Genomic DNA, 19,907 nt, shown 5'->3' on the forward strand with positions numbered 1-19,907 from the left:
GGGAACAATCCGGCCCTCCCCGGCAGGCGCGCGGTTGACGGCAGCGGGGCTGTACGGGTGACCGCCCCCGGGGGGACGGACACCCGGCACGTCACACGGCCCGGGCCCGCAGTCCCTCCAGCAGTATGTCGAGGAGCCGCGCCGAAGCCGCCGCCTGATGGGCCGCGTCCGGCAGTGCGGGCGCCGCCGTGGCGATGACCAGCAGCACATCGGCCACCGTCACGTCACCGCGGAGCTGACCCGACTCCCGGGCCCGGTCGACGAGCCTGCCCACGACCTCCAGGAGCTCACCCGCGCCCGTGTCCTCGTCGTCGAGAACCTCTTCGGCGGCCGGGCGCCGCGCGACCACACGGAGGTCGGGCTGACCCACCCCCTGGCGCTGCTGCGGAACCCGCGCCGCGTCCTGGCCCTCGCCCGGCGCCGCCTCGGCGGCGGATTCCGTGCCCGGCCCCCGTACCCCCGCGTCCGTCCCGTCCGCCTCCACGCCCACGCGCAGCACCTGCGGCGGCAGCAGCCTGCCCGCACCCGAAGCCACGGACGTCCGCAGGAAACGGGAGAGCGCCGACCACGGCTCCTCCTCCTGCCCGAGCGCGGCCCGCGCCTGCTCGGTCAGCCGGGAGGTCTCCTCCTCGGCTATCCGCCGTACCAGCACGTCCTTGCTCGGGAACCGCCGGTAGACCGTGCCGACCCCGACCCGGGCGCGACGCGCCACGTCCTCCATCGGAGCCCCGTAACCCAGCTCGCCGAACACCTCACGCGCGGCCCGCAGTACGTGTTCCAGATTGCGCTGTGCGTCCACGCGGAGCGGCGCCTGACGGACGCCGGTCCCAGCTGTCCCCGCCGTACCCACCGCGCTCAGCCGTCCATGGCCCTCGGAAGAGGACTGGACAGCGGCCTGCCAATGCGAATCCTGAATGTGCATGACTTCCCCCGGTTATGACGTCTCCCCCCGGAGACTTCCCCGCCGTATCCGCCGAGGCGCGGATCACTCTCCGCACCTGACACCTCGACGGGTTACGAACATAGTTGAGCCTGGGTCAATTCAGAAGGGGGTAGTTCCGCACGGAGCGCCCCCCGATCGGAGCAAGGACCGGTTGGTCACCGATATCACCCCCGCCCGCCACCCCTCTTTTCACGTCTGACCTGCACAGGTATCGCATTCCGCGGCACGCGCGCGCCGTCCGGCCGCCGCTGACTTCCAGTCACACAATTTGTCGGGGCTGTGGACAAACACCTGACTCCGTTGCGTCATGGGATGGTGATGGCTCCAGATTTCCGGGGACGACCCCCGGCACCCGGCCCGGTGTGCGCATTCTCGTAGTCGGTGGCGGCTACGTCGGCATGTACACGGCACTGCGTCTCCAGCGCAGGCTCAAGCAGAGATTGAAGAGCGGCGATGCCGAGATTGTGGTGGTCACTCCCGAGCCCTACATGACGTACCAGCCGTTCCTTCCGGAAGCGGCCGCCGGCTCGATCTCGCCCCGTCATGTGGTCGTGCCGCTCCGCCGCGTCCTGAAGCACTGCACGATCGTCATCGGTGAGGTGCAGCGCGTCGACCACGCCGGGCGCACCGCCACCGTCACCACACTCGCCTCGGCCGAGGACGGCACCGGCGGCCTCGACATCGTCTACGACGAGATCGTCCTGGCGCCCGGCTCCGTCTCGCGCACCCTGCCGATCCCCGGACTCGCCGAATCCGGCATCGGTTTCAAGACCGTCGAGGAAGCCATCGGGCTGCGCAACCACGTCATCGAGCAGATGGACATCGCCTCCGCCACCCGCGATCCCGGCATCCGCGACGCCGCCCTCACCTTCGTCTTCGTGGGCGGCGGTTACGCGGGTGTGGAGGCGCTCGCCGAGCTGGAGGACATGGCCCGTTACACCTCCCGGTACTACCACAACATCAAGGCCACCGACCTGAAGTGGATTCTCGTCGAGGCGTCCGGCCGCATCCTCCCGGAGGTCGGGGACGCGATGGGGAAGTACGCCATCCGAGAGCTGCGCGGGCGCAACATCGACGTACGCCTCGACACCCGGCTGGACTCGTGCGAGGACCGGGTCGCCGTGCTCAGCGACGGCTCCCGCTTCCCGACACGCACACTCGTATGGACGGCCGGCGTGAAACCGGCACCGCTCCTCGCCGCGACCGACCTGCCCCTCACCGAGCGTGGGCGGCTCCGCTGCACCGCCACGCTCGCCGTCGACGGCCGGCCGCACGCCTGGGCGGCGGGCGACGCCGCGGCCGTCCCCGACCTGACAGCCGCCGAACCGGGCAGGGAGACCGCGCCCAACGCCCAGCACGCCGTGCGCCAGGCCGCCGTCCTCGCGGAGAACGTCCTCGCCGCACTCGAAGGCCGCCCGCTCAAGGAGTACCGGCACGCCTACGTCGGCTCCGTCGCCTCCCTGGGCCTCCACAAAGGCGTCGCACACGTCTACGGTCGCAAGCTCAAGGGCTACCCGGCGTGGCTGATGCACCGCGTCTACCACCTCAGCCGGGTCCCCACGTTCAACCGGAAGGCGCGCGTCCTTGCCGAATGGACCCTGGCCGGACTCTTCAAGCGGGAGATCGTCTCGCTCGGCTCCCTGGAGCATCCCCGCGCCGAGTTCGCTCTCGCCGCGGGCGGCCCGGGCACCCCTGGAGGGCCGGCCGTGCCCCGTGAGGGCGACGGCCCCCGAAGGCGGCCGACTGAGCCGGCGGCGGCCGGTGGCCGCCGCCGTAGCGACGGCTTCCGTTCAGCCCTCGGACCCGTGGCCGACCCCCGGCCGACCGAGGGCTGAACGACCACTGTCAGTACGGTCCGCCACACTGGACGTGTGACCATAGGTGGGCCCACACGTGCGCAGAGTGACCCGCCCCAGTGACCATCAGTGACGATCGGCGGCGCCTCACCAGCACGACGAAGCCCGGCCGCGCCTTCCCGGGTCCCGTCTCCGGCGCCCCGCTCCGGCAGCGGGACCGGCAGCGGGACCAGGCAGCACAACCGCAGCAGAATTGGCAGAAGAAGCAGCCCGCCCGAGCGGGCCAGACCGACACACGAGGCCAGAAATTCCGTGAACTTCACGCGTTGGAGCGCCCGCCTCCCCGGCACGCAGCGTCGAGCCGCCGCGCGGGACGACCGCAGTTCCGTCCCCGCCGCCCGCGCCGAATGCGCCAGGCCGGAGACCGCGAGCGCCCTGCCGGCCACCGACGCCGACGCCGAAGCCGACGCGGAATCGTCCGTGGCCGCAGAAGCGTCCCCAGCCGCGGGCGTACCGGCTCCCGGCCTGGCGGACCTCTCGGCCCGCGAGATCCTCGGTCAGCTGCCCGCCCCGGTAGCCCTGCTCCAGGGCGCCGACCACCGCGTCACCTATGTGAACGAGGCGTACGAGACCGCGTTCGGCCCCCGCCCCATCGGCGCCCCGGCGGCCGAAGCCATGCCCGAGCTCGCCGAGCTGAGCCTGCTGCCCCTGCTCGACCAGGTCCTGCGCAGCGGCACCCCCCGCACGGTGAAGTCCCGCAAGGTCCTCAGCGGCGACTCGTACACCGTGACCTGTACCCCCGTGGCCGCGTCCGGCACGGGGAGTGAGGCGGGCGTGCTCCTGTACGCCACCGACGTCACCGACCACGCCGACGCGGCCGAGCGGCTCCGCACCAGCGAGCGCCGCCACCGCGAGACGGCCGTCACCCTCCAGCGCTCCCTGCTCCCGCAGGAGCTGGAGCAGCCCGACGACCTGCGGATCGCCGCCACGTACCAGCCGGGCGGCACGGACGCGGCGGTCGGCGGCGACTGGTACGACGTCATCACCCTCGGCGCGGGCCGCACGGCCCTCGTCATCGGGGACGTGATGGGACGCGGCGTGCGGGCGGCGGCGGTCATGGGCCAGCTGCGCACCGCGGTGCGCGCGTACGCCCGCCTCGACCTGCCGCCCCACGAGGTGCTCCAGCTCCTCGACGGGCTCGCCGCCGAGATCGACGCCAGCCAGATCGCCACCTGCGTCTACGCGGTCCACGACCCGAACGAGGCCCGGCTGGTCTACGCCTCCGCGGGCCACCTGCCGATCCTCGTGTGCGACGAGGACGGCGTCATCCACCGGGCCGAGGACCCGACCGGCCCCCCGCTCGGCACCGGCGGCTGGATCCACACCTCCGGCACGATCGGCCTGCCCCCGGGCTCCACCGCCGTCCTCTACACGGACGGCCTGGTCGAGCGGCGCAGCGAGGACATCGACGAAGGAGTGGCAGCGCTGGAGCGCGCCCTCTCGGGTGCCAAGGGATCACCGCAGGTGGTCTGCGACCGGCTCATCCGCTCCCTCGGCGTGACCGCGGAGCACGACGACGATGTCGCCGTGCTGGTCGTCCAGCACCCCGCGCGCACCGGGTCGAACGCCGAGCTGTTCCACAACGCCTCGCTCGAACTGCTCGGTGGTGTCGAGGCCGCCCCGCGCGCCCGCGCCTTCGCCACGGGAGTGCTCACGTCCTGGCGCTTCCCGGTGGAACTCTGCGACCTGGGCGTCCTCGCGGCGAGCGAACTCGTCGCCAACTCCCTCCAGCACGGCACCCCGCCGATGCGGCTCGGCCTGCGCCGCACGGACCGCCGCCTGATCATCGAGGTGACGGACGGTGACGACCACCTGCCGCGCCGGCGCCGCGCGGAACCGGCGGACGAGGCGGGCCGCGGCATCTCCATCGTCGCGGCGATCGCCTCGTCCTGGGGCAGCCGCCGCACCCCGGGCGGCGGCAAGGCGGTGTGGTGCGAGTTCGCGCTGCCTCAGTGAGCGACGGCCGGCGTCACGGCCGGCGCCTTCCCCGGCAGTGACACGGCCACCACGCGAGAGGGCACCGGCGCGAGCGAGGGCCGGTCCTGTACGGGGGTGAGCCGGCGGCCCAGCCTCAGTGCCAGCACGGTGATGCCCAGCGAGAACAGGACGAACGTCACGATGTACGGCCCGTGCAGCGTCGCCCCCATGGGCCCGCCCACGGCCGGCCCGACCGCCAGCGCGAGCTGCTTGCAGAGCGCGAAGGCCGAGTTGTACTGACCGACCATCGAAGCCGGCGCCAGATCGGCGACGAGCGGAGCCACGGTCGGCGACAGCATGGACTCTCCGAGTCCGAACAGGGCGTACGTCGAGATCATCGCGGCCGTCGCCATGGTCTGGCTGCCGTGCCCGAGCCCCGCGTATCCCGCCACGATCCAGGCGAACGCCCAGATCACACCGACCCACGCGATGACCCGCGAACGCCGCCGGTGCTCCACCAGCCGCAGTACGACGAACTGCGCGGCGACGATGACCGCGGTGTTGGCTGCCAGCGCCACACCCAGGGTCGAGGGTTCGATCCCTGCGGCCTCGGTGCCGTAGGCGGCGAGCCCGGACTCGAACTGCCCGTAACAGGCGAAGAACAGCACGAAGCCCAGCACGCACAGCCGCACCATCGCCCCGTGCGAGAGAAGCACCCGCAGCCCGCCCTTGGGCGCCGCGCCGTCGGTAGGCCGGGCGTCGGTGATGGAAGCCGTACGCGGCATCCGGACGGTCGCCGACACGACACCGAGCACGACGAACATCCCGGCCTCGACGAGGAACAGCAGGGTGAAGCTCGACGGATCGTCCGTGTCGACGATCAACCCGCCGAAGAGCCCGCCGATCCCGAGCCCCAGGTTCTGCAGGAAGAACTGCATGGCGAACGCGCGGGTACGGGTGGACGTGCTTGAGCACCACACGAGCATCGTCGCGAGCGCCGGCTGCATGACCGCGGTTCCCGCACCGAGCACGGCGGCGGACAGCACGGTGGCCGTCACCCCGCCGGCCAGGCCGAGGGCGGCCGCCCCCACCGCCGCGACGGCGGCGGCGACGATCAGTACGGGCACCGGACCGCGCCGGTCGACGGCCCGCCCGGTGAACGGCAGGACGGCCAGAGCTGCCATGGCGAAGACAGCCAGTACGACACCCGCCGTACCGGCACCAAGATCCCGCACCTGCGCCACGTAGACGTACAGATACGGAACGGTGAACCCGAGTCCGAACGCGCTCAGCGCGCTCCCGACCTGAATCCGCCGCAGCGCTGCGCCCATCTCCCTGGTCACGCTCACCTACCTCAAGATCTCGAAGAATCAGACAACATCGAACTACCAAGACTCGAAGACTTTAGCACTAAAGTTAGATGCTTAACAATTGACCTTGAAGGACTTAGGGGCCAAGGGAGGGCGTGCCATACTGCCCGCCATGTCCGACACCCCCGAGCCCGGCCCGCAGGAGCCGAGCCTCGACGAGCAGATCGCCGCCTATCAGCGCGAGTTCCGCGATCTGGACCCGCAGGTCGAGCAGGTCGTCTCGGCCCTCGGCCGCCTCAACCGCCGTATGAACGTCGCGTACGGGAGGCAGCTCGCCGCTCTGGGCATCAGCAACGCCGAGTGGGAGGTGCTCAAGACCCTGGTCCTGGCCGGCGCCCCCTACCGACTGGGGCCGGGCGAACTCGCCAAGCGCCTCGGCCTCACCCCGGCAGCGATGACCCACCGCATCGACCGCATGGCGGGCGAGGGCCTGGTCACCCGCGACAGGGACGAGAACAACCGGGTGCGCGTCATCGTCGAACTGACCGACGAAGGCCGTACGAAGTGGCTGGAGGCGATGCGTATGGCGACCGCCTTCGAGGAAGACCTGCTCCAGGACCTCTCCGACGACGAACGCGGCGGTCTGGGCGACATGCTGATCCGCCTCCTGCGCCGCGTGGAGCACGCCCAGCCGGACGCCGGCGGCCGACTCACCGACCTGGACTGAGGCCGACCGGGGCGGGGTTGACACACCCCTCCTCGATCCGTAAGGTTCTTCGAGTTGTCACGGGGCCGAAACGGTTCTGTGACAACCGATCCCGCCGCACATGCGGCACCCAAACTCTGCACGACCTCCCGCCGGGGAGAATTTCGGCGTGCCGGAATTCATTTCGAATGGCTCGATTATGAGTCACCGGGGGAATCCGCTAGAGTTCGGGACGTCGGAACGGCCCAACAGCCGGAAAGACAAATCCCGCTGACTGGGAATCAGGCCCGATAAGGATCTGATAGAGTCGGACCCGCCGGAAAGGGAAACGCGAAAGCGAAGAACTGGAAAGCGAATCCCGCTTCGACCGGGAATCGGACATGAAAGTGTCTGGTAGAGTCGGAGACGCAAGACCGAAGGGAAGCGCCCGGAGGGCCCCGGTGACACGGGACCGAAGGAAGCGTCCGTTCCTTGAGAACTCAACAGCGTGCCAAAAGTCAACGCCAGATATGTTGATACCCCGGCCTGTTTCGGCAGGTTGGTGGTTCCTTTGAAAAAGTCCCGCTCCGGCCCTTTGGGGTTTCGGGGTGGGCAACACTAGCGAGGACGCTGTGAACGGCCGGTCTTATTCCGACTCGGTCGTTCCGCTCTCATGGTGTGATCCCGATTACGGGAAAACATTCACGGAGAGTTTGATCCTGGCTCAGGACGAACGCTGGCGGCGTGCTTAACACATGCAAGTCGAACGATGAAGCCTTTCGGGGTGGATTAGTGGCGAACGGGTGAGTAACACGTGGGCAATCTGCCCTTCACTCTGGGACAAGCCCTGGAAACGGGGTCTAATACCGGATAACACTCTGTCCTGCATGGGACGGGGTTAAAAGCTCCGGCGGTGAAGGATGAGCCCGCGGCCTATCAGCTTGTTGGTGGGGTAATGGCCTACCAAGGCGACGACGGGTAGCCGGCCTGAGAGGGCGACCGGCCACACTGGGACTGAGACACGGCCCAGACTCCTACGGGAGGCAGCAGTGGGGAATATTGCACAATGGGCGAAAGCCTGATGCAGCGACGCCGCGTGAGGGATGACGGCCTTCGGGTTGTAAACCTCTTTCAGCAGGGAAGAAGCGAAAGTGACGGTACCTGCAGAAGAAGCGCCGGCTAACTACGTGCCAGCAGCCGCGGTAATACGTAGGGCGCAAGCGTTGTCCGGAATTATTGGGCGTAAAGAGCTCGTAGGCGGCTTGTCACGTCGGATGTGAAAGCCCGGGGCTTAACCCCGGGTCTGCATTCGATACGGGCTAGCTAGAGTGTGGTAGGGGAGATCGGAATTCCTGGTGTAGCGGTGAAATGCGCAGATATCAGGAGGAACACCGGTGGCGAAGGCGGATCTCTGGGCCATTACTGACGCTGAGGAGCGAAAGCGTGGGGAGCGAACAGGATTAGATACCCTGGTAGTCCACGCCGTAAACGTTGGGAACTAGGTGTTGGCGACATTCCACGTCGTCGGTGCCGCAGCTAACGCATTAAGTTCCCCGCCTGGGGAGTACGGCCGCAAGGCTAAAACTCAAAGGAATTGACGGGGGCCCGCACAAGCAGCGGAGCATGTGGCTTAATTCGACGCAACGCGAAGAACCTTACCAAGGCTTGACATATACCGGAAAGCATCAGAGATGGTGCCCCCCTTGTGGTCGGTATACAGGTGGTGCATGGCTGTCGTCAGCTCGTGTCGTGAGATGTTGGGTTAAGTCCCGCAACGAGCGCAACCCTTGTTCTGTGTTGCCAGCATGCCCTTCGGGGTGATGGGGACTCACAGGAGACTGCCGGGGTCAACTCGGAGGAAGGTGGGGACGACGTCAAGTCATCATGCCCCTTATGTCTTGGGCTGCACACGTGCTACAATGGCCGGTACAATGAGCTGCGATGCCGCGAGGCGGAGCGAATCTCAAAAAGCCGGTCTCAGTTCGGATTGGGGTCTGCAACTCGACCCCATGAAGTCGGAGTTGCTAGTAATCGCAGATCAGCATTGCTGCGGTGAATACGTTCCCGGGCCTTGTACACACCGCCCGTCACGTCACGAAAGTCGGTAACACCCGAAGCCGGTGGCCCAACCCCTTGTGGGAGGGAGCTGTCGAAGGTGGGACTGGCGATTGGGACGAAGTCGTAACAAGGTAGCCGTACCGGAAGGTGCGGCTGGATCACCTCCTTTCTAAGGAGCATCTAGGTTCTCTTCGGGGAATCCAGAGACCATTTCGCCGGCGAATGTTCGGCGGTGGTTGCTCATGGGTGGAACGTTGACTATTCGGCACGACAGGTTGGTTTTTCGAGTACTGCTTCGGCGTGGAAAGAAGGATTGGTCGGTCGGGTCGGGCACGCTGTTGGGTATCTGAGGGTTCGGGCATTTTTTTGTCTGGATCTTCGGTTGCCGGCCCCAGTGAACTCGCCTGTATGGGTGGGGTGGTGGGTGGCTGGTCGTTGTTTGAGAACTGCACAGTGGACGCGAGCATCTGTGGCCAAGTTTTTAAGGGCGCACGGTGGATGCCTTGGCACCAGGAACCGATGAAGGACGTGGGAGGCCACGATAGTCCCCGGGGAGCTGTCAACCAAGCTTTGATCCGGGGGTTTCCGAATGGGGAAACCCGGCAGTCGTCATGGGCTGTCACCCGCTGCTGAACACATAGGCAGTGTGGAGGGAACGCGGGGAAGTGAAACATCTCAGTACCCGCAGGAAGAGAAAACAACCGTGATTCCGGGAGTAGTGGCGAGCGAAACTGGATGAGGCCAAACCGTATGCGTGTGATACCCGGCAGGGGTTGCGCATGCGGGGTTGTGGGAGTTCTTTTTCATGGTCTGCCGGCTGTGAGACGAGTCAGAAACCGTTGGTGTAGGCGAAGGACATGCGAAAGGTCCGGCGTAGAGGGTAAGACCCCCGTAGCTGAAACATCAACGGCTCGTTTAAGAACCACCCAAGTAGCACGGGGCCCGAGAAATCCCGTGTGAATCTGGCGGGACCACCCGCTAAGCCTAAATATTCCCTGGTGACCGATAGCGGATAGTACCGTGAGGGAATGGTGAAAAGTACCGCGGGAGCGGAGTGAAATAGTACCTGAAACCGTGTGCCTACAAGCCGTGGGAGCGTCGCTGTATGTGCTTGCACATGCAGTCGTGACTGCGTGCCTTTTGAAGAATGAGCCTGCGAGTTAGCGGTGTGTAGCGAGGTTAACCCGTGTGGGGAAGCCGTAGCGAAAGCGAGTCCGAATAGGGCGTTTGAGTTGCACGCTCTAGACCCGAAGCGGAGTGATCTAGCCATGGGCAGGTTGAAGCGGAGGTAAGACTTCGTGGAGGACCGAACCCACCAGGGTTGAAAACCTGGGGGATGACCTGTGGTTAGGGGTGAAAGGCCAATCAAACTCCGTGATAGCTGGTTCTCCCCGAAATGCATTTAGGTGCAGCGTCGTGTGTTTCTTGCCGGAGGTAGAGCACTGGATAGGCGATGGGCCCTACCGGGTTACTGACCTTAGCCAAACTCCGAATGCCGGTAAGTGAGAGCACGGCAGTGAGACTGTGGGGGATAAGCTCCATGGTCGAGAGGGAAACAGCCCAGAGCATCGACTAAGGCCCCTAAGCGTACGCTAAGTGGGAAAGGATGTGGAGTCGCAGAGACAACCAGGAGGTTGGCTTAGAAGCAGCCACCCTTGAAAGAGTGCGTAATAGCTCACTGGTCAAGTGATTCCGCGCCGACAATGTAGCGGGGCTCAAGCGTACCGCCGAAGTCGTGTCATTCATACACATATCCCCAACGGGAGTATGGATGGGTAGGGGAGCGTCGTGTGCCGGGTGAAGCAGCCGCGGAAGCGAGTTGTGGACGGTTCACGAGTGAGAATGCAGGCATGAGTAGCGATACACACGTGAGAAACGTGTGCGCCGATTGACTAAGGGTTCCTGGGTCAAGCTGATCTGCCCAGGGTAAGTCGGGACCTAAGGCGAGGCCGACAGGCGTAGTCGATGGACAACCGGTTGATATTCCGGTACCCGCTTTGAAACGCCCAGTACTGAATCAGGCGATGCTAAGTCCGTGAAGCCGGCCTGATCTCTTCGGAGTTGAGGGTAGTGGTGGAGCCGATGAACCAGACTTGTAGTAGGTAAGCGATGGGGTGACGCAGGAAGGTAGTCCAGCCCGGGCGGTGGTAGTCCCGGGGTAAGGGTGTAGGCCGTGTGATAGGCAAATCCGTCACACATTGAGGCTGAGACCTGATGCCGAGCCGATTGTGGTGAAGTGGATGATCCTATGCTGTCGAGAAAAGCCTCTAGCGAGTTTCATGGCGGCCCGTACCCTAAACCGACTCAGGTGGTCAGGTAGAGAATACCGAGGCGTTCGGGTGAACTATGGTTAAGGAACTCGGCAAAATGCCCCCGTAACTTCGGGAGAAGGGGGGCCATCACTGGTGATCCGATTTACTCGGTGAGCTGGGGGTGGCCGCAGAGACCAGCGAGAAGCGACTGTTTACTAAAAACACAGGTCCGTGCGAAGCCGTAAGGCGATGTATACGGACTGACGCCTGCCCGGTGCTGGAACGTTAAGGGGACCGGTTAGTGCACTTTCGGGTGTGCGAAGCTGAGAACTTAAGCGCCAGTAAACGGCGGTGGTAACTATAACCATCCTAAGGTAGCGAAATTCCTTGTCGGGTAAGTTCCGACCTGCACGAATGGCGTAACGACTTCTCGACTGTCTCAACCATAGGCCCGGTGAAATTGCACTACGAGTAAAGATGCTCGTTTCGCGCAGCAGGACGGAAAGACCCCGGGACCTTTACTATAGTTTGATATTGGTGTTCGGTTCGGCTTGTGTAGGATAGGTGGGAGACTGTGAAGCGGCCACGCCAGTGGTTGTGGAGTCGTCGTTGAAATACCACTCTGGTCGTGCTGGATGTCTAACCTGGGTCCGTGATCCGGATCAGGGACAGTGTCTGATGGGTAGTTTAACTGGGGCGGTTGCCTCCTAAAGAGTAACGGAGGCGCCCAAAGGTTCCCTCAGCCTGGTTGGCAATCAGGTGTTGAGTGTAAGTGCACAAGGGAGCTTGACTGTGAGACCGACGGGTCGAGCAGGGACGAAAGTCGGGACTAGTGATCCGGCAGTGGCTTGTGGAAGCGCTGTCGCTCAACGGATAAAAGGTACCCCGGGGATAACAGGCTGATCTTCCCCAAGAGTCCATATCGACGGGATGGTTTGGCACCTCGATGTCGGCTCGTCGCATCCTGGGGCTGGAGTCGGTCCCAAGGGTTGGGCTGTTCGCCCATTAAAGCGGTACGCGAGCTGGGTTTAGAACGTCGTGAGACAGTTCGGTCCCTATCCGCTGCGCGCGCAGGAATATTGAGAAGGGCTGTCCCTAGTACGAGAGGACCGGGACGGACGAACCTCTGGTGTGCCAGTTGTCCTGCCAAGGGCATGGCTGGTTGGCTACGTTCGGAAAGGATAACCGCTGAAAGCATCTAAGCGGGAAGCCTGCTTCGAGATGAGTATTCCCACCCCCTTTGAGGGGTTAAGGCTCCCAGTAGACGACTGGGTTGATAGGCCAGATGTGGAAGCCCGGTAACGGGTGGAGCTGACTGGTACTAATAGGCCGAGGGCTTGTCCTCAGTTGCTCGCGTCCACTGTGTTAGTTCTGAAATAACGAACGGCTGTGTTGTTGTCCGGTGTTTGTTGATTTCATAGTGTTTCGGTGGTCATTGCGTTAGGGAAACGCCCGGTTACATTCCGAACCCGGAAGCTAAGCCTTTCAGCGCCGATGGTACTGCAGGGGGGACCCTGTGGGAGAGTAGGACGCCGCCGAACAATCATTCCGGGAAAGCCCCGTGCCCTTGTGGCACGGGGCTTTTCTGCGTTCACCGTCTGTTTGCGGAGTGCACCGGTGCCGTGCCGGTGCCGGCGAGGTCGGCTCCACCCATGGGTCATTCGAGAGGTTGCCGCCAGCGGGCGCGGCCCTGTTCCTGGGAACGGAGCAGTACCAGAGGGGGCAGGCCCTGGTACGGGCCGGTCGACAGCAGCTCCGGAAGCTGGGGCAGCGGCGCCACCGCCGCGACGTCGTCGAGGACGAGCGTCATTGGTGGGTCGAGCCGACCGTCGGTTGACCGTGCGGCCAGGCGGCGGCCGTGCTCGACCACGTGTGAGGACAGGGCGGTGAGCAGAGGCATCGCGCCGGGGCGGGAGCGAGGGTCCTCGATGGATTCACCGACCACATAGAGCGTTCCCCTTTCGCCCGTAAAAGATTCCAGCGCGACCGCATCGGTTCGGTTCGGAGTGCATGCCTCGCGGATGTGGACCGATGACAGGGCGGCGAAGGCCCGTACCGTGAGTTCCTGTGCCAGCTCCCGGCGTTCGGGATGGGCGATGAGCGCGGACTCCAGCAGGCCGGCGATCCCGGATGCCGCCTTGGGGTGCGTACGGAGGAGGCGGACGGCCTCGTTGCCGTTGCCGCCGAGTGCCCAGCGATGGACCTGGCGGAAGGGGCGGCCGTCGACGGCGGCGGCGTGCAGCCAGCACTTCAGGAGCGTCTCGGCGGTGTCCGCCATCGCCGCGTCCATAAGGGCCTGGGGACGTACGGGGGCGAGAAGCGCGGTGGCCCGGGACGCGGCGGCCTCAGGTTCCTCGCAGTCGGCGGTGGGCGACCAGTGGAGCCGGGCCGGGGTGTCGCAGAGGTGGCCGGGGTCGTACACGAGGACGGGGCCGAGCTTGCTGCGGGCATCCTTCGTCTCGGCCCAGACCGTGGGGTCGGAGGTCACCACGAGGACGGGGCCCTCGGCCTCCAGGATGGCCCCCACGGCTGCGGGGCGGCGGGTGGCCGCGGGCCCGTAGACGAGGTGCGGGCTGCCGGAGGCAGCCACGAGGGGTGTGTGGGGGACGGGGATCTTGGTGAGGGTGGGGCCAGGGGGCGGGGTTGAGGAGGGCACTGGGGTGGTGGTGCTGGGGTGTGGGGATGTTGCTCGTGTACGCAGGTGGGCGCGGGTGCGGGGGGTGGGGGCTGCTGGACCTGGGCGAGCTGCTCGTGGCGGCGGTTCTCGCGGACGACGCGCCAGCGGGCCACGGCTCCCAGGGCGAACACCGCCAGCACCAGGAGCACCATGAGCTCGCCGATGAACAGGCCCCAGAACAGTCCGTAACCGGAGAGCTGCCCGGGCGGGGTGGTGGGCCAGGCGCCCGGGAGGTTCTGCGGGTCGGTGGCGAGCGCGCGGAGGGCCAGGGGCGTCTGGGTGAACGTGACGCCCTGCGGCCAGGCTCCATGGGCGAAGAGGCCGGCCAGCCCGGTGGCGGTCCAGCCCAGGATCGTCAGCGCGAACAGGAGGCCCAGGAGGCCGACAAGGAATCCGTCCGGGAGGCCGCCGGTGCCGCGTTCCTCTCTGTTCGACGCCATGTCAGGCCACCGTGGACTCGGACGATTCGTTCATCCGCTGCGCGTGCTCGATCCGGACCGCCCGTTGTTCCGCCTCCAGCTCCGCCGCTCGGATGTCCTCGGGGAGCAGGTCGTTGGCGGAGCCCTCGGTCATCGCGCGGTCCGTGAAGACGAGGGGGCGCTCGGCCTCGGTGATGAGGTGTTTGACCACCTGTACGTTGCCGTTGACGTCCCATACGGCGATGCCGGGGGTGAGGGTGGGGATGATCTCGACGGCCCACCTGGGCAGGCCGATCACCTTCCCGGTCGCTCTCGCCTCGTCGGCCTTCTGGGCGTAGATCGTGCGTGTCGAGGCCATCTTGAGGATCGCCGCCGCCTCCCGCGCGGCGGCTCCGTCGACGACGTCGCTGAGGTGGTGGACGACGGCGACGAAGGACAGGCCGAGACGGCGGCCGAACTTCAGCAGCCGCTGGAACAACTGGGCCACGAAGGGGGAGTTGATGATGTGCCATGCCTCTTCGACCAGGAAGATGCGCTTCTTCCGGTCGGGCCTGATCCAGGTGTGCTCCAGCCACACGCCGACGATCGCCATCAGGATCGGCATGGCGATCGAGTTGCGGTCGATGTGCGAGAGGTCGAAGACGATCAGGGGTGCGTCGAGGTCGATGCCGACCGTCGTCGGCCCGTCGAACATGCCCCGCAGGTCACCGTCGACCAGGCGGTCAAGGACGAGGGCGACGTCCAGGCCCCAGGCCCGTACGTCGTCTATGTCGACGTTCATCGCCTGGGCGGACTCGGGCTTCGGGTGGCGCAGTTGCTCCACGATGTCCATGAGGACCGGCTGGCGGTCGGTGATGGTGTCGGTCACGAAGGCGTGCGCGACCTTCAGGGCGAAGCCGGAACGTTCGTCCAGGCCGTGACCCATGGCGACTTCGACGATCGTACGGAGCAGGGCGAGCTGGCCGGTCGAGGTGATCGCCGGGTCCAGCGGGTTGAGCCGGATGCCGCCGTTGAGGGCGGCGGCCGGGTCGAGCCGGATGGGGGTTATGCCCAGCTCCTGGGCGATGAGGTTCCACTCCCCGACCCCGTCCTCGCCCTGGGCGTCCAGGACGACGACCTGGCGGTCGCGGAAGCGCAGCTGGCGGAGCACGTACGTCTTCTCCAGCGCGGACTTGCCGTTGCCCGACTCGCCGAGGACGAGCCAGTGCGGGGCGGGAAGCTGCTGCCCGTACAGCTGGAAGGGGTCGTAGATGTAGCCCTTGCCGGAGTACACCTCGCGGCCGATGATCACGCCCGAGTCGCCTAGGCCGGGGGCGGCGGTCGGCAGGTAGACGGCCTGGGCCTGACCCGTCGACGTACGGACGGGTGGCCGGGTCGTCTCGACCTTCCCGAAGAGGAAGGCGGTAAAGGCGTCCGACAACGCGGACAGCGGATCTCGCATGGCGTGAATGACCTCCCTCTCGGTCTCGCGGATCGTGGCGGGGTGTTGCGGGTGCAGCTGTACGGGGGCGCGGGGTACGTGGGGGAGTACGGGGGTCGCCGGGGCGTCAGCGGCGGATTCCGGTGGCGAACGGCAGGGTGTTCACGAAGGCGCGGTGCTGTTCGCGGTCGCACCACTCCAGCTTCAGGTACGACTTGCCGGCAGAGGCCCGGATCGTCCGCTTGTCGCGGGCGAGGGCCTCGGGTGAACGGGACGACACGGTGATGTACCCCACCAGGTTGACTCCGGCCGCGCCGCTGGCGAGATCTTCACCCCGCTGGTCGAGGCGCCCGTATGCCGCGATGTCGCGCGGGTCGACGGTCCGGTTCATCTTGGCCTGCCGGCTGGCCTCCGCCTCGTCGTTCGTCTTCTCCGTGAGCATGCGCTCGATGGCGACCTCGGTGGGTTCGAGGTCCATGCACACCGCGACCGTACGGATGACGTCCGGGGTGTGGACGAGAAGGGGGGCGAGGAAGTTGACGCCGACCGGGGTCATCGGCCATTCCTTCACCCAGGCCGTGGCGTGGCACCAGGGAGCGCGGGTGGTGGACTCGCGGGTCTTGGCCTGGAGGAACGTCGGCTCGACGGCGTCCAGCTCGGCCGGCCAGGCGTTGCGCTTGGTCATCGCCTGGATGTGGTCGATGGGGTGGTCGGGGTCGTACATGGAGTGCACGAGGGAGGCGAGACGGCTCTGGCCGAGCGGCTGGCGTACCCGGATGTCGGCTTCGGCGAGGCGGGCGCAGATGTCGGTGAGCTCGCGGGCCATGACGACCGCGAGGCCGGAGTCCCGGTCGAGCTTGCGGCCGCCGTGCGGGCGGATGGCACGGGCCATGGCGTTGGCCTCGGCGGCCAGTTCGCGGCTGTAGTGCATACAGGCGACGAGGTAGGCGCGGTGCTGCTCGCTGGAGGTGGAGACCATCGACTGGAGCTGGTCGTAGGACTCCTGGAGCCAGCCGGGGGAGGACTTGTCACCGCGCTGGGCGACGTCCTTGGCGTGGGCGTCGGGGTCGGCGGGCAGGGTGCGGGCCAGCATCTGGAGGCGGGTGACGAAGCCGTCGCCGTTCGCCACGTGCTTGAGCAGCGTGCCGAACCGGTCGACCAGGGCTTCCTGGTCCTCGCTGTCGCGCAGGCCGACGCCGGGGCCCTCGATCTCGATGGCGGCGGTGACGGTGCGCCGGTCGGCGTGCAGGAGTACGGCGATCTCGTCGGGGCCGAAGGGCGCGGCGAGCCAGCTGATCCGGCCGATGCCGGGGGGCGGGCCGATCTCCACCTCACGGCCGTCCGCGCTCACGCCGGCTTCCATGGCGGCGGAGCGGTAGGCGGTGCCCCGGCGCAGGGACCGCTTGAAGCTGCGGTTGATCTCGAACCACTTGTAGAAGGTGCGGTGCTTGTAGGGGACGTACACGATGGCGAGGGCCAGCAGCGGGAAGCCCATGAGGAGCACGATCCGCAGGGACAGAACGGGGACGATGAGCCCGCTCATCATGCCGAGGAACGCGCCGCCGATGATGAGGGCGATCTCGCCGGTCTCGCGGTTCTTGCCGATGATCGCGTTGGGCCGCGCACGGCCGATGAGATACGTACGGCGGGGCGCGATGGTGTGGGGCTGACTCGTCAACGCCCGCCACCTCCTGTGCTGTTGTTACCTGTGCTGCCTGAACCGCCCCGGGAGGAGCGGCTGCTGTGGGGGGTCCCGGCGGTGGGTCCGGAACCGCTGCGGGGGGCGGGGGCGGCCGCCGGCCCGCCGCCGGTGCTGCGGGAGCTGTGGGCGGCGACTCCGCCGCTGACCGGGTTGGCGGAGCGGGCGCCGCCGCCTCCACCGCCGCTGTTCTGGTCGTTGCGGCCGCTGTGGGTCTTGATGCCCTGGGAGACGAGGGCGGCGGGGGAGCTGATCAGGGCGGCGGCCTGGGAGCCGTCGGTGGCCTGCTTGCGGTTGGTGCGGGCGCCCTGGATCTCGTCGCCGAAGCCGGGGACGAAGCGGTAGATCATGGCGGAGGCGAAGATCGCCAGCAGGATGATGGAGAGGCCGGAGACGACGGCGGAGAACGCGTCAGGGCCCTCGTCCTGGGAGAGGGCTCCGGCCAGGCCGAGCACGACGACGATGACCGGCTTCACCATGATCACCGCGATCATGATGCCCGCCCAGCGGCGGACGTGGCCCCACATGTTCTTGTCGACGAGCCCGGCGTAGACGACCACTCCGAGGAGTGCGCCGACGTAGAGCAGGGCGGCCCGGATCACGAGCTCCAGCCACAGGACTCCGGCGGCGAGGATCGACACGAGCGAGACGACGATCAGCATGATCGGACCGCCGCCGATGTCCTCGCCCTTCTCGAGGGCCTTCGCGAACGATCCGAAGAAGACGTCCGTCTGGCCGCCGCTCGCGGAGGAGATGACTTCGGTGATCCCGTCGGTGGCGGAGACGATGGTGTAGAGGATGAGCGGGGTGAAGGCGGAGGCGAGGACGGTCAGCCAGAGGAAGCCGACCGCCTCGGAGATCGCGGTGGCCAGCGGCACGCCGCGGATGGCGCGCTTGGCGACGGCGAGGAGCCACAGGACGAGGGTCAGGACGGTGGAGGCCGCGAAGACGACCGCGTACTGCTGGAGGAACGTGGGGTTGGTGAAGTCGACGTTCGCCGTGCTCTTCACGGCCTCGCTGAGCTTGCCGACGGTCCATGAGGCGGCGTCGGCGCAGCCTCGGGCGAGGGAGGAGAGGGGGTCGAGGGCGTCGTCTGTGGTGGTGGGGGGGCGGTTGGAGGAGCCGCCGGCCTCACGTTCGCAGTCGTCCTTTACCGGGCCGATGACGAAGTCGCAGTTGCTGGAGCCGGACGGCGTGGGGGTCGGAGACGGTGCGGCGACGGCGCGGGTCGCCAGGATCACCATCGTTGCCTGGACACCGGCAAGGAGCGCACCGGTCCTGAGCGTGCGGCGGGTGCTAGCGGGCATACGTGAACCCTCCGTACTCCTCGACTGCCTTGGCGATCTCGTCAGCATTGGACGCCGTGCGGTCGGTGTTGACCGGAGCGGGTCCTTCCTTCTGAGCGAAGCTGTCGACCTTCCAGTCGTCGCTCACCCACTGGAGCTTCAGCGTCAAGGTGAACCAGTCGTTGCTCACCGGGTTGGTGGAGCTGACGCCCGCTGTCCCGAAGGCTCCCGTGCACCAGACCTCGACTGTCGCCGAGGTGGGTGAGTAGGCGGTCAGTTTCGTTCCTACGGGAGCGGTTCTTGATACGTAGGTCAGGCCCTCGGCCGGATTGCCCTCGGCGTCGAGTCCGAGCCTGTCGAGGAACTCCGTGCTGTACGCCTCATCGAACTTGGCTTCCAGCTCGTCGGCCCGCTGGGCCGCGAAGATCTGGCGCACGATGTCGCCCCGGCGATCCGGCTTGAGGATCTCCGCGGACACCAGCGCCACCGCGTAGTTCGCCGCCGCGCTCTGCGCGCCCTGTTCGTCGTGGGCGAAGCCGGCGGGGACGGTGCCGTCGGCGCCCTGGACCGGCTTGGTGCCCGTGGCGGCCGTGGGGCCCGTCCCCGTGGTGGCCGGCCTCTCCGCGTTGCCGTCGGCCGTTTTGCCGTCGCCCCCTCCACTCCGGTTCGCGAACGCGATTGCGGCGAGGAGGAGGACGACCACGCCGACCACCATGACGAGGGAGCGGGAGGCGCGGGCCGGGCGGCGGCCGTGGTCGCCGCCGCCGTCTGGGAGGCGTGTGCGGGTCTGGCGGGTGCCGCCCAGCGTGCTGTACGGGTCGTCACCGCGACCGCCCGACTCGCCGCCGTAACCGTGGTCGTCGCCCTGGCTCATGCCGCGTAGGCCCCCTCAGCCGTCTGCGGTGCCACGCAGTACGACGCTAGTTGTGCTCGTGGCCGCGTGGACGCGGTGTGGTGACTGGACATCAGGGAGACGCAACCTCAGCCGGTGGGCACGACGGACGACGGACGGATGGTGTGAGGTGGGCGGGGACGGCCCGGGCGTTGCGGTCGGCGTCCGGGTCAGACCGCCATGCCGTACACGATGGTGAACAGGGTGCCGAGTGAGCCGATGATGAAGACCCCGGTGAGCCCGGCCACGATCAGACCTTTGCCCTGTTCGGCGCTGAAGGTGTCGCGCATGGCTGTGGCGCCGATGCGTTGTTTCGCAGCGCCCCAGATGGCGATACCGAGACAGAGCAGGATGGCTACGGCCATCACCACCTCGATCATGATGCGCGCCTCGTTGCCGAGGGTCCCGAACGGCCCCCAATTCGGGGCGATTCCGCCGATGATGGTGGTGATGTCGCCCTTTTCAGCTGCCAGGATCATGTAAGTCACCGCCC

Annotated in this window: 10 protein-coding genes, 3 rRNA genes and 1 pseudogene; 6 read left to right on the forward strand and 8 right to left on the reverse strand. The window is 66.8% G+C overall.

All coding sequences use genetic code 11. From position 1 onward, the window contains the following. Positions 1-91: 91 nt before the first annotated feature. Positions 92-922, reverse strand: coding sequence for a TetR/AcrR family transcriptional regulator (locus tag Sfulv_RS15595; RefSeq protein ID WP_173314379.1), 831 nt, complete (start codon positions 920-922; stop codon positions 92-94). A 383-nt stretch (positions 923-1,305) separates the two neighbouring features. Here Sfulv_RS15595 and Sfulv_RS15600 point away from each other — a divergent pair, with 383 nt between their 5' ends. Both Sfulv_RS15600 and Sfulv_RS15605 read left to right on the forward strand, forming a co-directional pair. Then, a complete protein-coding gene (locus Sfulv_RS15600; RefSeq protein WP_256668941.1) occupies positions 1,306-2,778 on the forward strand; it encodes an NAD(P)/FAD-dependent oxidoreductase in 1,473 nt (490 codons plus the stop codon). A 273-nt stretch (positions 2,779-3,051) separates the two neighbouring features. Continuing rightward, entirely contained in the window at positions 3,052-4,755 is a 1,704-nt protein-coding gene (locus Sfulv_RS15605; protein ID WP_173314381.1) for an ATP-binding SpoIIE family protein phosphatase, read from the forward strand. Here Sfulv_RS15605 and Sfulv_RS15610 read toward each other — a convergent pair. Beyond that, positions 4,749-6,047 carry an MFS transporter gene (locus Sfulv_RS15610; RefSeq protein WP_173317898.1) on the reverse strand — a complete coding sequence of 433 codons (1,299 nt, stop codon included), beginning with the start codon at positions 6,045-6,047 and terminating at the stop codon, positions 4,749-4,751. The genes Sfulv_RS15605 and Sfulv_RS15610 overlap by 7 nt on opposite strands. Before the next feature lie 151 nt (positions 6,048-6,198). Here Sfulv_RS15610 and Sfulv_RS15615 point away from each other — a divergent pair, with 151 nt between their 5' ends. From Sfulv_RS15615 to rrf, 4 genes are all read left to right on the forward strand, one after another. Next, the gene (locus Sfulv_RS15615; RefSeq protein WP_173314383.1) at positions 6,199-6,753 is read left to right on the forward strand and encodes a MarR family winged helix-turn-helix transcriptional regulator; all 555 of its coding nucleotides are present in this window, start codon (positions 6,199-6,201) and stop codon (positions 6,751-6,753) included. A gap of 659 nt (positions 6,754-7,412) precedes the next feature. Further along, positions 7,413-8,938 (forward strand): 16S ribosomal RNA (locus Sfulv_RS15620). A gap of 302 nt (positions 8,939-9,240) precedes the next feature. Further along, positions 9,241-12,366, forward strand: a 23S ribosomal RNA gene (locus Sfulv_RS15625). Between the two features lie 79 nt (positions 12,367-12,445). Beyond that, positions 12,446-12,562 (forward strand): 5S ribosomal RNA (gene rrf / locus Sfulv_RS15630). The 16S, 23S and 5S rRNA genes sit together here, the layout of an rRNA operon. A gap of 116 nt (positions 12,563-12,678) precedes the next feature. On the opposite strand, the pseudogene Sfulv_RS31490 reads toward rrf, so the two are convergent. The 6 genes and pseudogenes from Sfulv_RS31490 to Sfulv_RS15660 form a co-directional block, all read right to left on the reverse strand. After that, positions 12,679-14,138 (reverse strand): annotated as a pseudogene (locus Sfulv_RS31490) (P-loop NTPase family protein). 1 nt (position 14,139) lies between these two features. Further along, positions 14,140-15,558 carry an ATP-binding protein gene (locus tag Sfulv_RS15640; protein ID WP_173314385.1) on the reverse strand — a complete coding sequence of 473 codons (1,419 nt, stop codon included), beginning with the start codon at positions 15,556-15,558 and terminating at the stop codon, positions 14,140-14,142. Between the two features lie 106 nt (positions 15,559-15,664). Next, positions 15,665-17,215 (reverse strand): SCO6880 family protein, encoded by a 1,551-nt coding sequence (locus Sfulv_RS15645; protein WP_173314387.1) that lies wholly within the window; start codon positions 17,213-17,215, stop codon positions 15,665-15,667. Further along, positions 17,212-18,543 (reverse strand): hypothetical protein, encoded by a 1,332-nt coding sequence (locus tag Sfulv_RS15650; RefSeq protein ID WP_173314389.1) that lies wholly within the window; start codon positions 18,541-18,543, stop codon positions 17,212-17,214. Before Sfulv_RS15650 ends, Sfulv_RS15645 begins: the two co-directional genes overlap by 4 nt. Beyond that, positions 18,533-19,396, reverse strand: a complete 864-nt coding sequence (locus tag Sfulv_RS15655; protein WP_173314391.1) for a DUF8175 domain-containg protein — start codon at positions 19,394-19,396, stop codon at positions 18,533-18,535. The genes Sfulv_RS15650 and Sfulv_RS15655 overlap by 11 nt, the downstream gene beginning before the upstream one ends. A gap of 188 nt (positions 19,397-19,584) precedes the next feature. Beyond that, positions 19,585-19,893: a DUF8827 family protein gene (locus Sfulv_RS15660; protein ID WP_173314392.1), complete on the reverse strand. Its 309-nt coding sequence runs from the start codon at positions 19,891-19,893 to the stop codon at positions 19,585-19,587. Positions 19,894-19,907 lie beyond the last annotated feature (14 nt).

It is taken from the genome of Streptomyces fulvorobeus (genome assembly GCF_013167895.1).
GTDB classification, from domain to species: Bacteria; Actinomycetota; Actinomycetes; order Streptomycetales; family Streptomycetaceae; genus Streptomyces; species Streptomyces fulvorobeus.

Coding starts and splice junctions, on each gene's coding strand:
- Sfulv_RS15640 (WP_173314385.1), bottom strand. CDS start 15,558: ATGCGAGATCCGCTGTCCGCGTTGTCGGACGCCTTTACCGCCTTCCTC.
- Sfulv_RS15610 (WP_173317898.1), bottom strand. CDS start 6,047: ATGGGCGCAGCGCTGCGGCGGATTCAGGTCGGGAGCGCGCTGAGCGCG.
- Sfulv_RS15615 (WP_173314383.1), top strand. CDS start 6,199: ATGTCCGACACCCCCGAGCCCGGCCCGCAGGAGCCGAGCCTCGACGAG.
- Sfulv_RS15655 (WP_173314391.1), bottom strand. CDS start 19,396: ATGAGCCAGGGCGACGACCACGGTTACGGCGGCGAGTCGGGCGGTCGC.
- Sfulv_RS15650 (WP_173314389.1), bottom strand. CDS start 18,543: ATGCCCGCTAGCACCCGCCGCACGCTCAGGACCGGTGCGCTCCTTGCC.
- Sfulv_RS15595 (WP_173314379.1), bottom strand. CDS start 922: ATGCACATTCAGGATTCGCATTGGCAGGCCGCTGTCCAGTCCTCTTCC.
- Sfulv_RS15660 (WP_173314392.1), bottom strand. CDS start 19,893: ATGATCCTGGCAGCTGAAAAGGGCGACATCACCACCATCATCGGCGGA.